This window comes from Myroides sp. DF42-4-2 (assembly GCF_030326445.1).
Taxonomy (GTDB): Bacteria; Bacteroidota; Bacteroidia; order Flavobacteriales; family Flavobacteriaceae; genus Flavobacterium.
Genome location: NZ_JACAKI010000015.1, coordinates 18,868 through 34,776, shown reverse-complemented (window position 1 = coordinate 34,776; position 15,909 = coordinate 18,868). Strand labels below are relative to the sequence as shown.

14 protein-coding genes are annotated in these 15,909 nt (G+C 36.7%); 2 read left to right on the top strand and 12 right to left on the bottom strand.

Features of this window, described 5'->3' with window-relative positions; genetic code table 11:
* The first annotated feature begins 33 nt into the window (after positions 1-33).
* A complete protein-coding gene (gene pheT / locus HX062_RS11565) occupies positions 34-2,469 on the top strand; it encodes a phenylalanine--tRNA ligase subunit beta (RefSeq protein ID WP_182626695.1) in 2,436 nt (811 codons plus the stop codon).
* A gap of 90 nt (positions 2,470-2,559) precedes the next feature.
* Here pheT and sucD read toward each other — a convergent pair whose 3' ends face one another.
* From sucD to HX062_RS11505, 12 genes are all read right to left on the bottom strand, one after another.
* Positions 2,560-3,432 carry a succinate--CoA ligase subunit alpha gene (sucD, locus tag HX062_RS11560; protein ID WP_182626696.1) on the bottom strand — a complete coding sequence of 291 codons (873 nt, stop codon included), beginning with the start codon at positions 3,430-3,432 and terminating at the stop codon, positions 2,560-2,562.
* A 143-nt stretch (positions 3,433-3,575) separates the two neighbouring features.
* Positions 3,576-4,520: a UDP-3-O-(3-hydroxymyristoyl)glucosamine N-acyltransferase gene (locus HX062_RS11555; RefSeq protein WP_182626697.1), complete on the bottom strand. Its 945-nt coding sequence runs from the start codon at positions 4,518-4,520 to the stop codon at positions 3,576-3,578.
* A gap of 13 nt (positions 4,521-4,533) precedes the next feature.
* A complete protein-coding gene (efp, locus tag HX062_RS11550; RefSeq protein WP_286467523.1) occupies positions 4,534-5,100 on the bottom strand; it encodes an elongation factor P in 567 nt (188 codons plus the stop codon).
* Between the two features lie 23 nt (positions 5,101-5,123).
* Positions 5,124-5,909 (bottom strand): acyl-ACP--UDP-N-acetylglucosamine O-acyltransferase, encoded by a 786-nt coding sequence (gene lpxA, locus HX062_RS11545; RefSeq protein ID WP_182626699.1) that lies wholly within the window; start codon positions 5,907-5,909, stop codon positions 5,124-5,126.
* 11 nt (positions 5,910-5,920) lie between these two features.
* The gene (locus tag HX062_RS11540) at positions 5,921-7,312 is read right to left on the bottom strand and encodes a bifunctional UDP-3-O-[3-hydroxymyristoyl] N-acetylglucosamine deacetylase/3-hydroxyacyl-ACP dehydratase (protein ID WP_182626700.1); all 1,392 of its coding nucleotides are present in this window, start codon (positions 7,310-7,312) and stop codon (positions 5,921-5,923) included.
* Positions 7,313-7,342: 30 nt separating this feature from the next.
* A complete protein-coding gene (gene lpxD, locus HX062_RS11535) occupies positions 7,343-8,359 on the bottom strand; it encodes a UDP-3-O-(3-hydroxymyristoyl)glucosamine N-acyltransferase (protein ID WP_182626701.1) in 1,017 nt (338 codons plus the stop codon).
* 30 nt (positions 8,360-8,389) lie between these two features.
* Positions 8,390-9,628: an HD domain-containing protein gene (locus HX062_RS11530; protein WP_182626702.1), complete on the bottom strand. Its 1,239-nt coding sequence runs from the start codon at positions 9,626-9,628 to the stop codon at positions 8,390-8,392.
* 114 nt (positions 9,629-9,742) lie between these two features.
* Positions 9,743-11,245 (bottom strand): histidine ammonia-lyase, encoded by a 1,503-nt coding sequence (hutH, locus tag HX062_RS11525; protein ID WP_182626703.1) that lies wholly within the window; start codon positions 11,243-11,245, stop codon positions 9,743-9,745.
* A gap of 28 nt (positions 11,246-11,273) precedes the next feature.
* Positions 11,274-12,041 carry a peroxide stress protein YaaA gene (gene yaaA / locus HX062_RS11520; RefSeq protein WP_182626704.1) on the bottom strand — a complete coding sequence of 256 codons (768 nt, stop codon included), beginning with the start codon at positions 12,039-12,041 and terminating at the stop codon, positions 11,274-11,276.
* Between the two features lie 33 nt (positions 12,042-12,074).
* Entirely contained in the window at positions 12,075-13,088 is a 1,014-nt protein-coding gene (locus HX062_RS11515; protein ID WP_182626705.1) for a metal-dependent hydrolase, read from the bottom strand.
* A gap of 84 nt (positions 13,089-13,172) precedes the next feature.
* On the bottom strand, positions 13,173-13,652 hold the full coding sequence (locus HX062_RS11510) for an Lrp/AsnC family transcriptional regulator (RefSeq protein ID WP_002985664.1): 480 nt from the start codon (positions 13,650-13,652) through the stop codon (positions 13,173-13,175).
* 90 nt (positions 13,653-13,742) lie between these two features.
* Complete coding sequence (locus HX062_RS11505) at positions 13,743-14,894, bottom strand: M14 family metallopeptidase (protein ID WP_182626706.1); 1,152 nt, start codon at positions 14,892-14,894, stop codon at positions 13,743-13,745.
* A gap of 303 nt (positions 14,895-15,197) precedes the next feature.
* Here HX062_RS11505 and HX062_RS11500 point away from each other — a divergent pair, with 303 nt between their 5' ends.
* Positions 15,198-15,632: a helix-turn-helix transcriptional regulator gene (locus tag HX062_RS11500; protein ID WP_182626707.1), complete on the top strand. Its 435-nt coding sequence runs from the start codon at positions 15,198-15,200 to the stop codon at positions 15,630-15,632.
* Positions 15,633-15,909: the final 277 nt, after the last annotated feature.

The following is a 15,909-nucleotide window of genomic DNA, read 5'->3' as shown; positions in this document are numbered from 1 at the left end:
CCGTATATTTGCCTACAACAAAATTATTTTCGAATGCATATTTCATACAATTGGTTAAAACAATTCATTAAGTTAGACATCACCCCAGAAGAAACCTCAGAGGTTTTAACGGATTTAGGTCTTGAAGTTGAGGGAATTACTCAATACGAAAGTCTAAAAGGAGGTTTAAGAGGAGTTGTTGTAGGACATGTATTATCTTGCACTAAACACCCCAATGCAGATAAATTAAATGTTACAAAAGTCGATTTAGGAACGGGGGAACCTGTACAAATTGTTTGTGGCGCTCCAAACGTAGCTGCTGGACAAAAAGTAGCAGTTGCAACAATTGGCACAGAATTGTACGATGCCGAAGGAAATGCATTTCAAATTAAAAAGGGTAAAATCAGAGGCGAAGAGAGCTTTGGAATGATTTGTTCTGCCGTTGAACTAGGTATAGGCACAGACGGAAGTGGTATTTTGGTACTCGATGAATCTGTGGTTCCTGGAACAGCTGCGGCAACTATTTTCGATATTACAACCGATCAGGTTTTTGAAATTGGGCTTACACCAAACCGTTCGGATGCTATGAGCCACTGGGGAGTAGCTCGAGATCTGCGCGCAGGTTTATTGCAAAACCCTAAAATAGAAACCCCACACAAAGAATTAATTACACCTGCTGTAAGCAAATTCAAAGTGGAAAGAAGAACGCTTAAAATGGATGTAAGCGTTGAAGATTATAAAAAAGCACCGCGTTATTGTGGAGTAACTATCTCTGGAATTGAAGTAAAAACTTCTCCTGAGTGGTTACAGAACCGCTTGAAAGCAATCGGCATCACCCCTAAAAACAATATCGTAGACGTTACAAATTACGTGCTACACGATTTAGGGCAACCCCTACACGCTTTTGACGCAGCTAAGATAAAAGGAGGTAAAGTCATCGTTAAAACCGTAGAAGAAGGAACGAAATTCGTTACTTTAGACGGTGTTGAACGCACTTTACACCAAGACGATCTAATGATCTGTGACGAAAATGGGCCAATGTGTATCGCTGGTGTATTCGGTGGATTAAAATCAGCCGTATCAGAAAACACAACAACTATTTTCTTAGAAAGTGCTTACTTTAACCCCGTAAGCGTTAGAAAAACAGCAAAAAGACATAGCTTGAATACCGATTCTTCCTTCCGTTTTGAACGAGGAATTGATCCATCTATTACCGAATATGCACTAAAACACGCTGCTTTGTTGATTCAAAGTGTTGCTGGTGGTGAAATCACTTCAGATATTGTTGACCTCTACCCGAAAAAAGTAGAAGATCACTCTGTATTCTTGAATTTCAACAACATCAACCGCATTTTGGGTGAGGCTATTTCAAAAGAGACAATCAAAACAATTTTGGTTTCTTTAGATATTAAAGTTCACAGCATGTCTGATGTTGGATTAGGTATTACTGTACCTGCGTATCGCGCAGATGTAACCAGAGAAATTGACGTGATTGAGGAAATCTTGCGCGTTTACGGTTACAACAACATTAGCTTCTCTTCTAAGTTAAATGCGACTATTTCAAATAGCTCCAGAACAGAAGATCACCGCGTACAAAACATTATCGCCAATCAATTAGTAGCTCAAGGATTCTATGAAATCATGAACAACTCGTTGACTACGCCAACGTATAGCGCACTTACAGAAAGCATCAACAACAGTTATCAAGTGGATATTGTCAATCCATTAAGTGCTGATCTTGCTGTTATGAGACAATCTTTACTATTCGGTGGATTAGAGTCTATCTCATACAACATCAATAGAAAGAACAGTGATTTGCGTCTATTTGAATTTGGAAAAACATACCACAAAATGTTGAATAACTTCGAAGAAGACAAACACTTCGCTTTATTCGTAACAGGAAACAGCACACCTGCATCTTGGAACGCAACACAAAAAGCAAGCAACTTCTTTGAATTTAAAGGATATGTATTAAGTATCTTAAATCGTTTAGGCATTGGAAAATTCACAACGCAACCAACGGAAAATGACGTGTTTTCAGAAGGAATCACTTACTACGTAGGCAAAGAGGCGATTGTTGATTTTGGCGTGCTTAAAAAGGCTATTACAAAGCATTTTGACATTAAACAAGAGGTGGCTTATGCTGACTTCAAATGGGATGCTATCTTAAAATTAGTAAGTGGCAAAATCAAGTTCACAGACTTGAACAAATTCCCTACAGTAAAAAGAGATTACGCCTTGTTATTGGACGAACAGGTTACTTTTGACGAAATCTTCACTATCGTAAAACAAGTAGACAAAGCCATCATTAAAGATGTTACCCTATTTGACGTTTACCAAGGGGATAAAATTGAAGCAGGTAAAAAGTCCTATGCCATCTCAATCTTAATGGAAGACAGTACAAAAACGCTTACTGAAAGCCAAATTGAGAAGATTATGGGTAAAATCCAATACCAATTAGAAAATAATATTGGAGCTCAATTGAGATAATAAAAAAAAGCTGTCTAACGACAGCTTTTTTTAGTTACGATCCTAGTTAACCGTAAAAAAAAACCACATCTGTAGATGTGGTTTTTTTTATTATCCTAAAACTTCTTTTACTTTTTTACCAATTTCAGCTGGTGAATCAACCACGTGAATACCGCACTCACTCATGATTCTTTTCTTAGCTGCTGCCGTATCGTCTGCTCCACCAACAATAGCACCTGCGTGTCCCATTGTTCTTCCTTTAGGTGCAGTTTCTCCAGCGATGAATCCGATAACAGGTTTTTTGTTTCCGTTTTCTTTAATCCATCTTGCAGCATCAGCTTCTAACTGTCCTCCAATTTCACCAATCATAATGATTGCTTCCGTTTCTGGGTCAGCCATTAACAACTGAACTGCTTCTTTTGTTGTTGTTCCAATGATTGGATCTCCACCAATACCGATTGCTGTTGTAATTCCTAAACCTTCTTTTACTACTTGGTCTGCAGCTTCGTAAGTTAAAGTACCTGATTTAGAAACAATTCCAACCGTTCCTTTTTTGAATACGAATCCTGGCATAATACCAACTTTAGCTTCACCTGGTGTGATTACTCCAGGACAGTTTGGTCCTACTAATCTACAATCTCTTGTTTTAATGTAGTCATAAGCTTTAATCATATCCGCAACTGGAATACCTTCTGTAATACAAATGATTACTTTGATACCCGCGTCTGCAGCTTCCATAATAGCATCTGCAGCAAATGCAGGCGGTACAAAAATGATTGACGTATCTGCACCAGCTTTTTCAACTGCTTCTGAAACAGTATTGAATACTGGACGATCTAAATGACTAGTTCCACCTTTTCCTGGCGTTACACCACCTACAACATTTGTTCCATATTCAATCATCTGAGAAGCATGAAAAGTACCTTCGCTTCCAGTAAATCCTTGAACGATTATTTTTGAATCTTTATTTACTAAAACACTCATGATCTTGTTTTTAATTTATTTTTAAAACTTACTTAGACAAAAATAAACAATTCTAATCAGCTTTAAAACTTTTTAGTTGCAATCTTAGTCAAATAAGCCTAACAATTAACGATTAATTATCTATTCTTTTACCTGTACGGAGTCTAGTTGTTCTGTATTTTTTTCAGCTCTTCTAGAATGGCAGGTATTCTCTTGGTATTAGCCATTTGTTTTAGTTTTTCTCTTGACTCTTCTGCAGGATAACCAAAATAGACTTTTCCTCCTTCTAAGCTCTTAGAAACACCGGATTGGGCTAAAACAACTGCTTTTGTACCAATGGTAATTCCACTCGTAGTTCCTACTTGCCCCCAAAGCGTTACTTCATCTTCAATCACAACACAACCAGCGATTCCTACTTGTGCGGCAATTAAACAACGCACCCCAATAACGGTATCGTGTCCTATATGCACTTGATTGTCAATTTTAGCTCCTTCTTTGATGGTAGTATCTCCTGTAACACCACGGTCAATTGTACATGCTGCACCAATTCCTACATTATCTTCAATAACCACTCGACCACAAGAGATTAAAGGATCGAATCCTTCTGGTCTCTTTTTGTAGTAAAAAGCATCGGCTCCTAAGATAGTTCCGGCGTGAATGACAACATTGTTGCCGATCACTGTACCGTCATAGATGACAACATTAGGATGGATTACACAATTCGAACCAATCACAACATTGTTACCAATAAATGTTCCTGGCTGAATGATAGTCCCCTCTCCTATTACTGCATCTTTAGCTTGTAATTGAGTTGCAGGTTTAAAGGGATTAAAATAAGTTGACAGCTTATTAAAATCTCTAAAAGGATCGTCAGAAATCAACAAAGCTTTTCCTTCTGGGCATTCAACATCTTTATTAATAAGGATGATAGAAGCATTCGATTGTAAGGCTTTGTCATAGTATTTAGGGTGATCCACAAATACGATTTCTCCTTCTTGTACGACGTGAATTTCATTCATTCCGTACACAGGAAAATCCGCAGATCCTACGTATTGACAACCGATAATTTCAGCTATCGTTTCTAAATGTTGAACTTTTGAAAAACGCATCTTCTATCTACCCCTATTCTTTGATACGTTCGATGTAAGATCCTGTAGCCGTATCAATTTTGATTTTATCTCCTTCGTTGATAAATAAAGGCACGTTTACAGAAGCTCCAGTTTCAACCGTAGCTGGTTTTGTAGCGTTAGTCGCTGTATTTCCTTTTACTCCAGGCTCTGCATAGGTTACTTCTAAGATAACAGAAGCAGGCATATCAACTGCTAATGGCATATCGGTTTCAGTATTAATCTGCACCATTACCATTTCTCCTTCTTTCAATAATTCTGGAGAGTCCAAAATATCTTTTAACAAGGTAATTTGCTCGTAAGACTCAACGTTCATGAAGTGAAACTGATCACCTTCTGGGTATAAATATTGGAATTTATGTGTTTCCACGCGAACTGGGTCAATTTTATGTCCAGCCGAAAACGTATTTTCCAATACTCTTCCTGTTGTTAAACTCTTCATTTTAGTTCTAACAAATGCAGGTCCTTTTCCTGGTTTTACGTGTAAAAACTCTGTGATTTTATAAATATCGTTGTTATGACGAATACACAAACCATTTCTGATATCTGAAGTTGTTGCCATTTTTTAAATCTTTTATTATATTATTAATACATTCCTGAATACCCACGCATAATTCCTCTTGAACTATTGCGTACGAACATAAGGATTTCATCTCGTTCTGGAGTTGCTTCCATTTCTGTTTCTATAATTTCTAGTGCTTGACTTGTATTATAGTTCTTTTGAAATAAAATTCTATAAATTTCTTGTATTTCTCTGATTTTCTCAGGTTCATACCCTCTTCTGCGCAATCCAACTGAGTTGATACCTGCGTAAGAAATAGGCTCTCTTGCTGCTTTGATATAAGGAGGAACGTCTTTGCGAACCAATGTACCACCAGTAACAAAAGAATGGGACCCAATGGTACAGAATTGATGTACAGCTACTAAACCAGCTAGTACCACATAATCCCCTACAGTAACGTGTCCTGCCAATGTACTAGAGTTAGAGAAGATACAGTTATTTCCGATGATACAGTCATGTGCGATATGACTATAAGCCTGGATTAAACAATTTTCTCCAATCACTGTTTTATATCTATCTTTTGTACCTCTATTGATCGTTACACACTCGCGAATGGTTGTGTTATCACCGATTTCAACAGTAGTAATTTCACCTTCAAATTTTAAATCTTGTGGTTCAGCTGAAATAACGGCACCAGGAAAAATTTTACAATTTCTTCCGATACGCGCACCTTCCATGATGGTAACGTTAGAACCAATCCAAGTTCCCTCACCGATTTCCACATTATTATGAATCGTAGTAAATGGCTCTATTACGACATTTCTAGCTATTTTTGCTCCTGGATGAACATAGGCTAAAGGCTGATTCATACTATTTATATTTAATTTTTAACTTTTGATATTTGAGCCATCAGCTCAGCCTCAGCTACTAATTTACCATTAGCATAGGCATAACCTTGCATATGACATATTCCTCGACGGATAGGCGTAATTAATTCTAATTTAAACACCAAGGTATCACCAGGTGCTACTTTGTTTTTAAACTTGACATTGTCCATTTTCATAAAATAGGTCAAGTAATTTTCTGGATCTGGAACCGTACTCAAGATCAGGATACCACCTGATTGTGCCATAGCTTCACAAATCAATACCCCTGGCATAACAGGAGCACCTGGGAAATGTCCAACAAAGAAAGACTCATTCATGGTTACATTTTTCAATCCTACCACGTGATTTTCGGACATTTCTAAGATTTTATCCACTAATAAGAAAGGCGGTCTATGGGGTAAAAACTCCATAATCTTCACAATATCCATCAACGGTTCTTTATGTAGGTCATACGTAGGAACTTGATTTCGTTTTTCGTTGCGGATAATTTTGGACATTTTCTTTGCGAATCCCGTATTTATTGCGTGTCCTGGTTTGTTTGCGATTACCTTTCCTCGAATACGAGTACCGATTAAGGCCAAATCACCAATTACGTCTAACAATTTATGTCTAGCGGCTTCGTTTGGATAGTGAAGCGTCAGATTATCTAAAACACCATTGGGTTTTACGCTGATTTCATCTTTACCAAAAGCCTTTTTTAAATGCCCCATTGTTTCTGGAGATATTTCTTTATCCACATAAACAATAGCGTTATTTAAGTCTCCGCCCTTAATTAGTCCATTGGCTAACAAGGCTTCTAATTCGTGTAAGAAACTAAATGTACGCGCTTCAGAGATCTCTACCTTAAAGTCATTTAGGTCTTTTAACGTAGCGTTTTGTGTTCCCAAAACCTTTGTTCCAAAGTCAACCATAGCGGTAACTTGGTAACTATCTGCTGGCATTACGATGATTTCACTACCTGTTGCTTCATCAACATAAGAGATTACTTCTTTGACGATGTATTCATCTCTTTCTGCGTCTTGTTCAACAATACCTGCTTTTTCAACAGCTTCAACAAAATACTTGGAAGATCCATCCATAATAGGTGGTTCAGATGCATTTAACTCGACAATTACGTTATCAAGATCGCACCCCACAAAAGCTGCAAGTACATGTTCCGTTGTTTGCACGCGTACGCCCTTTTTTTCTAGGTTTGTACCGCGCTGTGTATTAACAACATAGTTTGCATCTGCTTCAATCACAGGATGCCCTTCTAAATCCACTCTAACAAAAGTAAACCCATTGTTAATTGGCGCAGGTTTTAATGTCATAACAACATTTTGTCCTGTATGTAGTCCAACTCCTTCTAAGGTAACTTCACTTTGGATGGTTTTTTGCTTAACCATAATAAAATCTTTTTGTATTTCGATAGGTTATTATTTTCCGTTTTTTAGCTCTTCTAGGTCATCTACGATTTTCGGTAGGTTTCTAAAGTGGCTGTAAGATTTTAAGAAATCCGTATGTCCGATCGCTGGAGAACCTTGTACGGCAATATTGGATTCTAAATTCTTTGTCACGCCTGATTGGGCTTGTATCTTAACATTGTCGCCAATAGTCAGGTGACCTACTATACCAACTTGTCCACCGATCATGCAGTTTTTGCCAATTTTCGTTGACCCTGCTACACCTGTTTGAGAAGCAATAACTGTATTCTCACCAATTTCCACATTATGTGCAATTTGGATTTGGTTGTCTAATTTAACACCTTTTCGGATAATAGTTGATCCCAAGGTCGCGCGATCAATTGTTGTTGCGGCACCGATTTCGACGTTATCTTCTATGATTACATTTCCAATTTGCGGCACTTTACTATAGGTTCCATCGCCATTAGGGGCAAAACCGAAGCCATCCGATCCGATAATCGTACCCGCATGCAAGGTACAGCCTGCTCCGATGATCGATTCAGAATATACGCGAACACCTGCAAAAAGCACGGTATTATCACCGATTACCACGTTATCACCGATAAAAGTATTGGGGTAAATTTTTACATTATCTCCAATCTTGGTATTTTTCCCTACATAACAAAAGCTACCTAGATACAAATCTGTACCATATGTAGCTCCTTCAGAAATCACACTAGGTTGTTCGATTCCCGACTTCATTAATTTGACTTGATTGTAGTATTCCAAGAGTTTGGAAAAGGCTTTATACGCATCATCAACTTTAATTAATGTTGCCTCCACTTTATGCTCGGGTTCAAACGTTTTGTTCACAATGACAACCGATGCCTTGGTCGTATATATATGGTGGACGTATTTAGGGTTAGCTAAAAAAGAGATGGCGCCTTTTGCTCCTTCTTCAATCTTGGCTAAGGTAGATACCTCTTCTTGAGGATTCCCTACAACTTCTCCTCCTAATACTGACGCTATTTGTTCTGCTGTTATTTTCATTACCGCAAAAATATAAAATATAATTGAAAATTAACTTTCAAAAACGAATTTTGGGTAACAAACGAAATGCTTTGTTACCGGTTTGGTTAATGCTTTGAGATTTAATTGATCTGAAACAGACAAAACATCTGCAACTTGTCCATCTTTTCTCACTATCATAATCGGTTCTTTATCTTTGCTATAAGCCTGATTCTTAACCTTTCCTTTAAACACAAAGTAGCTAGCTAATTCAGCAGATAGCTTATATTTTAGCTGAACGTCTTCTAATCGTTCTTTTAGCTTTTCTTGCACTAATTTCTTATCCTCTAGTATTTCGATGCGCAACAATTTTCGGTTGACAATCATCTTGCTCAATTGAGACAAGACAAAATCATCGTGAAACTGCCATTCCTTTAAAGCGCTAACAATATCGGAATCATCTAGTAAAGCAAATTGTTCTAAGGCGGTTTGCTCAAAATCGTCAAAAACACCTTGGTGTTCCAGAAAAAACAAAAGGGCACTACTACCCCATATTTTTTTTCCTTTACTAACGAGTTCTTTAGCTCTTTTTAGGATACGCACAAGAATTAATTCAGCACAAACGCTTGTTTTGTGCAAGTAAGCTTGCCAATACATTAAACGACGTCCCACCAAAAACATCTCTACCGAATAGATTCCCTTTTCCTCTACAACCAATTGGTCATCCACGACGTTTAGCATTTGAATTAATCGTTCAGAGTTGATATCTCCTTCTGCTACACCGCTGTAGAAACTATCTCGTTTTAAATAGTCCATACGATCCATGTCCAACTGACTTGAAATCAATTGCAACATAAATTGGCGATGATATTCTCCTTTGAAAATTTGAATAGCTAGGTCTAGTTTTCCCTTAAACGCTTTATTGAGTTGGTGCATAAAATAAAGGGAAATGGCTTCGTGATGTACGCCCTCCACAATACTTTCTTCCATCGCATGTGAAAAAGGACCATGCCCTATATCGTGTAGCAAGATAGCTACATATAGTGCTGTTTCTTCCTCCTCCGAAATAGCGATGCTTTTAAAGCGAAGTACTTGGACTGCTTTTTGCATGAGATGCATACACCCTAATGCATGGTGAAATCGCGTATGATGAGCTCCGGGATAGACTAAATAAGAAACCCCCATTTGAGAAATCCTCCTTAATCTTTGAAAATAAGGATGCTCGATCAAATCATAAACGAATGAATTGGGAATAGAAATAAATCCATAAATAGGATCATTCAGTATTTTTAATTTATTACTTGTAATCAACGATGATAAATTATTTTGTACTAGGTGAAACAAAGATAGCAATATAATAAAAAGCTACATCTCTTTTTCAAAAAAAGATGTAGCTTTTATATCAACGGTTTTAAAAATGCGAGATTATTCTTCTAAATCGATTTGAAAACTCCCTAAAAACGCAATAGTTTTTTCAATATCATAATGCAAAATGCGGTCTTCTGATACAAAAGGCACTTCTTGTCGATATGATTTAACAAATGATTCGATAAAATCACTTGATTTAGCTGGACGTCTAAATTCTAAAGCTTGTGCAGCATTCAACAACTCAATAGCCAAAATACGCTCTAGGTTATCGATAATACGCAGTGTTTTAGTTGCACCATTAGCTCCCATACTCACGTGATCTTCTTGTCCATTACTAGACACAATACTATCTGTACTTGTTGGGTTTGCCAAGTGCTTATTTTGACTAACGATACTTGCTGCTGTGTATTGCGGGATCATAAAACCTGAGTTCAGACCTGGATTTGACACTAAGAAAGCAGGCAATGCTCTCAAACCAGAGATCAACTGATAGGTACGTCTTTCTGAGATGTTCCCCAATTCGGCTAAAGCGATTCCTAAAAAGTCGAAAGCCAACGCCAAAGGCTGTCCGTGGAAATTTCCTCCAGACACCACTAGATCTTCTTTGTAGAAGACATTGGGATTATCGGTCACAGAATTGATTTCTGTTTTGAATACTTTGCTTACATACTCAATCGCATCTTTTGACGCACCGTGTACTTGCGGAATACATCTAAAAGAATAAGGATCTTGTACGTGTTCTTTATGACGGCCAATTAACTCAGAACCCTCTAGCACTTCAGTAAAGAAAGCAGCCGTTTCAATTTGTCCGCGGTGCGGTCTTACATGGTGAATCAACTCATTAAATGGCTCGATTCTTCCATCAAACCCCTCCAAAGATACTGCCCCAATTAAATCTGCTAAATAAGACATTTTCTTTGCTTTTATCAACACATAACATCCGTATGCGCTCATAAATTGCGTTCCGTTCAACAAGGCTAAACCTTCTTTTGATTTTAGCTGTATTGGCGCCCATCCCATTTTCTCCAACACCTTGCTTGCCGGTTGTCTAAATCCTTCGTACATCACTTCACCCTCTCCAATTAACGGCAACGTTAAGTGTGCTAAAGGCGCTAAATCTCCAGATGCACCTAATGAACCTTGGGTGTATACTACTGGTAAAATGTCGTGATTAAAGAAATCCACTAAGCGCTCTACGGTTTCTAATTGAACCCCAGAGTTTCCGTAACTCAATGATTTTACCTTCAACAACAACATGATTTTCACAATCTCATCTGGAACAATTTCTCCTGTTCCACAAGCGTGAGATTTCATTAGATTCTCTTGTAACTTCGTTAGATCACTGTCGTTAATTTTTACATTGCACAATGACCCAAATCCCGTATTGATTCCATAAATTGGATCTTTATGCGTTTCCATTTTATTGTCCAAATAAGCACGACAATTGACAATATTAGCACGAGCCTCTTCTGAGATATCCAACTTTTGGTTTTGGGTAATAATCTCATTTAACTTCTCAATTGTAAATACATCTGAACTTATATAATGTACTGTTTCCATAATTTTATTGGCTATATTCTTTTATTTATTATCTAGTAAACACGATTTGGGTTGCTGTAGACTCCTCTTCACTCCAGGCATATCCGTCGAGATTAAACTTTTTCAACCCTTCCAAATCTTTAATATCGTTATCTATGATATAACGCACCATCATACCCCTAGCTTTTTTTGCGTAAAAACTAATAACCTTCAGCTTGCCATCTCTCAATTCTTTAAATTCAGGTACGATCAGCTTCGCTTTTAATTTCTTTTGGTCAATAGCACTAAAGTATTCGTTACTGGCTAAATTAACCAACAACTCCCCTTCTTTCATTTCTTTATTGAGGTAATCGACGAGAATAGGTTTCCAAAAAGCGTATAGATTTGCTTTATCGCCAACCGGCATTTTTGTTCCCATTTCTAATCGATAGGGTTCTATTTCGTCAAAAGGGCGTAAAATACCGTATAAACCAGACAAGATACGCAGTGTATTTTGGAGGCGTTCCATTTTATCCTCCTTTAAAGTATAAGCATCAAGACCAACATATACATCTCCGCTAAAAGCGAATACGGCTTGTTTAAAATCCGCTTCGTTCTTTTTGTTTTTCTTATAACTTCTCGACTGGTTTCTTTGCCAATTCAAGTCTGCAAGATTAGCTGAAATTTTCATCAATTCCATCAATTCAGCAGGTGTTTTCTCTTTTAATACGGCATTGATAAGCTTACTTTCTTTACTAAATAAAGGTTCTGTGGTAGCTGTAAAAGGTACTTCTGTAGTATAATCCAAGCTCTTGGCAGGTGACACAACAATCTTCATCTTCTTTTTTTTTCAAATATAAGTATTCTTCCCTTAATCTTCTTTCAATCCCCAAATCTTTCGCCAAATAGATTTCAACAACTTCACTCCGTCTCTTTTGTCTTTCTCAACTTCTTTTACTCTCAATTCGCCCTCTTCATCTATATAGAATTTATAACTAAATGCAAATTGCACCTCGTCTCCTTGCTCGCGCAGCACACCAAAGCGCAGATCATTAAAGTAAAAATCGTTGTTTTTTTCAGTAAACGTATAATAACCTTCTGAGATATGAACTAATCGCATAATAAGATCGTGTTTTTCAAGTCCTCCGATCAAGTGATGATTTTTAGGATAGGTTTGAAACACAATAGGTTCTTCGCTAAAAAAAGAATATTCTCCAATGAGGAAAGCGTCATCAGTTTCAACAATAGCAGTCCACAAGATAGTATTTAGCGCAGTAGGTTTTACAGACATGGCTTTATACGAGGTATGTTGTTGATCTAGGGCTTCGGTAAAACTATAAAAGGCAAGCGCTTTTAGTAGCAGAGTAAGGCCCAAATAGGCGCTGCTGCAATAGAGTCCCCAACGATTGAGACGCATTCGTCTATCGAGGTCTATTTTTTCTCTCATGGACCAGAGTAGAAAAAAGGCAAAAGGCAGGGTATACAGAGGATCAACAACGAAGATTGATTTAAAGGCAAAAGGATACTCCATAGGCCAAAGTACGCGAGTACCCCAGGTTGTAAAGACATCCAATAAAGCGTGAGTAAAAAGCCCCCAAAAGAAGAACCAACAGCTCTCTTCATAGGTTACTCCCCGTTTTTTTTCCAATGCGTAAAGCAGGTAACCGAAAAAGAAAGCGCCAAAGATGGCGAATAAAATAGAGTGAGTAAGACCACGATGAAACTCCAGCGCACTGATAGGATCAGTAAAAAACACAGCTAAGACGTCCAGATCTGGAATCGTTCCAGCAATAGCGCCGTAGAGAACAGCTTTGTTTTTTAACTTTCTCCCTAATAAAGCGTTCCCAACTGCTCCCCCTAAGACAATTTGAGTTAACGAATCCATTTTTTTTAAATATATCAGCAACGAATATAAAAAAAAACTGCACAAAGGCAGTTTTTTATTCATTTGCTTTTTTAAAAAAATTGATTATAATTCTTTAAAAATTGTATGCATTAATCGTTTTTTATCGTTGATACTCTCTTCTAGAGAAATCATTGATTCTGTTCTGTATACACCATCGATATCGTCAATCATGTAGATTACCTCTTTAGCATGACGTGTGTTTTTCGCTCTAATTTTACAGAATACGTTGAACTTACCAGTTGTTACGTGAGCCACTGTCACGTATGGAATTTCATTAATACGCTCTAAAACGAATTTAGTTTGAGAGGTATTATGTAAAAATATTCCGATATACGCAATGAATGCATAACCTAATTTTTCATAATCTAATGTTAATGACGAACCTTGGATAATTCCAGCGTCTTCCATTTTCTTCACACGTACGTGAACTGTACCTGCTGAAATTAATAATTTCTTAGCGATATCTGTAAAAGGCACTCTCGTATTATCGATCAGCATATCTAAGATCTGGTGGTCGATTTCATCTAAACGAAACTTACTCATAAATCAATTATTTATGTTAATTCTAAATCTATATTTCAGTACAATAATAATAAAAAAAAATCTTATTTATTCAAAAAATAGCAATTTTATCTATTTTTTTAATAAATAATTAACCTCTTCAACTGATAACGCTACAACATCCTCAAAATTCTGCTCCAAAATATCGTCCGTTTGTTCAAATAAAGATTTTAACTGACACTCCTTTTCTATTAAAGTATGCACAAATTTACTTTCTTTTTCATCAATATGCACAATAATGGGGCAAAATTTAACATTTCCCTCCGATAATATCTCTTTATATTGAATTTTCAGTATAAATTTTCTTGTAGAAGAGGCGTTTACGACACTTCGCAATTCGACATCGTTAAAGCTCTTTGTATTCTCAGGAAGAGAAAAATAGCTTTGCATTGAGTAGGTACTATAGGTATGATTTGCGATAGTATGTAGAGCACGCAAGAGACTGATACAAGTTAGTTCACGTGTATTTTCGCGCTGGTAATCTGTACCTAAATGTCCTGCCTCTATTAATATAGTAGGAATCCCCATTGCTTGTGCATAGTCACCAATACAGTTCCTATTAAAGGAATCATCAAATCGACCTACGTGTCCTGGGGCTACTTTTTGAACCGCTTCATTCATCGCCTCGATGATCTGTATAGCCCTTTTTCGCGTCTCATTAATTGTTCGTTCTTCATTAAAAGCAGGCGCTAAAAATGAAATTGCCGCCGCTTTACCTGTGTCACCTACACCAAAAATACTGCGTTGGTCGTGTAAATTAAAGGCGAAGTCAGGTTGAATTTCCTCTAACATACGACGCAATACTTTACTTTCAGGTTGAGTCAACTCCACGGAATCTCGATTCAAATCAACTTGATTTGCATTGGCTCTTGTGTAGTAAAAAGCACCATCAGGATTTAAAATTGGCAGGATCGTCAGCGTGAATTTCGCTTGCCAATCGGTCACTTCTTCTGCTGTTAATTCGTTGAGATAATGCAGCAAATCCAACACGGCTTTTGTCGTAGTCGATTCATTTCCGTGCATCTGAGACCACATCAAAATTTTAGTTTTTCCACAGCCAAACTCAACTGAAAATATAGGGCGATTTTCAACTGATTTCCCGACTACCTCAATCTTAAAGTAATGCTTTAAGTTGGTTAAGAATTGTTCTATTTTTTCGTTGGTTATATACCTGCCTTTACAGGTCTTAACCTGATAAGTCTTTGCTAGGTGTTGTTCGTTCATTTTATCCCTTTGTTTACAATATTACAAATGTAAACATTTCATTTTTTACAAATGTAAACATTGAAATGTTTTTTCTGTTTTACATTTGTCAACAAAATTTACCCTTTCCCAACAAAGGAACACTAGAAGATTTAACAAATAAATTAAAATAACTATTATCCACTAATTATCAATCGGTTAAATAACTTTACTTAAACATATAATACAACATTATGTTCTTTTTTTAATTGTGTACACATTTGTTAATTCATTTTTTTAATTACATTTGTAAACCATTTAATTTAAAAATACACATTTGTATCTATGGAGAATTTTGTAAACAGATTGGAATTTTTATTAGAGCATTACGAACTATCTGCCTCTGCATTTGCAGATAAAATTGGCGTTCAGCGCTCGAGTTTATCTCATATTCTATCAGGTCGAAACAAGGCGAGTTTGGATTTTATTTTGAAGATAAACGACGCTTTTCCAGCCCTACATATCGAATGGTTAATTAAGGGAAATGGCACCTTTTCTGGGGAAGAAAAAAAGGAAGTTTCTCCTCTTACATCGGCGGATTTATTTTCGGAAGAAGTGCAAAATAAAGTCGACACTCCCCCTCTATCCACACCTGTAATCGAGAGTAAAAAAGAAACAAATTCAACGAGAAGTATACCCGATTTTTTTACTTCTTCAGACATAGAACAAATTGTTGTTTTTTACAAAGACGGCACTTTTACAACTTATAAACCTCGATAGAAAAAACACCATAAGCTAAACATATTTTTAGCATACACTATTTAGTTATATACTTATATGTAAATAAATATTTTACTACATAACGAAAATATAATTAAGAGTAGACTAAAAAATATATCTGTTTGCTCTAATTTTTCTCTTCTAATTTTTCTCTTCTAATTTTTCTCTTCTAATTTTTCTCTTCTAATTTTTCTCTTCTGATTTTTCTCTTCTGATTTTTCTCTTCTGATTTTTCTCTTCTGATTTTTCTCTTCTGATTTTTCTCTTCTGATTTTTC

Bases quoted from the DNA above. Each gene is read 5' to 3' on its own strand.
- pheT (WP_182626695.1), top strand. From the start codon at position 34: ATGCATATTTCATACAATTGGTTAAAACAATTCATTAAGTTAGACATC.
- sucD (WP_182626696.1), bottom strand. From the start codon at position 3,432: ATGAGTGTTTTAGTAAATAAAGATTCAAAAATAATCGTTCAAGGATTT.
- HX062_RS11555 (WP_182626697.1), bottom strand. From the start codon at position 4,520: ATGCGTTTTTCAAAAGTTCAACATTTAGAAACGATAGCTGAAATTATC.
- efp (WP_286467523.1), bottom strand. From the start codon at position 5,100: ATGGCAACAACTTCAGATATCAGAAATGGTTTGTGTATTCGTCATAAC.
- lpxA (WP_182626699.1), bottom strand. From the start codon at position 5,909: ATGAATCAGCCTTTAGCCTATGTTCATCCAGGAGCAAAAATAGCTAGA.
- HX062_RS11540 (WP_182626700.1), bottom strand. From the start codon at position 7,312: ATGGTTAAGCAAAAAACCATCCAAAGTGAAGTTACCTTAGAAGGAGTT.
- lpxD (WP_182626701.1), bottom strand. From the start codon at position 8,359: ATGAAAATAACAGCAGAACAAATAGCGTCAGTATTAGGAGGAGAAGTT.
- hutH (WP_182626703.1), bottom strand. From the start codon at position 11,245: ATGGAAACAGTACATTATATAAGTTCAGATGTATTTACAATTGAGAAG.
- yaaA (WP_182626704.1), bottom strand. From the start codon at position 12,041: ATGAAGATTGTTGTGTCACCTGCCAAGAGCTTGGATTATACTACAGAA.
- HX062_RS11515 (WP_182626705.1), bottom strand. From the start codon at position 13,088: ATGGATTCGTTAACTCAAATTGTCTTAGGGGGAGCAGTTGGGAACGCT.
- HX062_RS11510 (WP_002985664.1), bottom strand. From the start codon at position 13,652: ATGAGTAAGTTTCGTTTAGATGAAATCGACCACCAGATCTTAGATATG.
- HX062_RS11505 (WP_182626706.1), bottom strand. From the start codon at position 14,894: ATGAACGAACAACACCTAGCAAAGACTTATCAGGTTAAGACCTGTAAA.
- HX062_RS11500 (WP_182626707.1), top strand. From the start codon at position 15,198: ATGGAGAATTTTGTAAACAGATTGGAATTTTTATTAGAGCATTACGAA.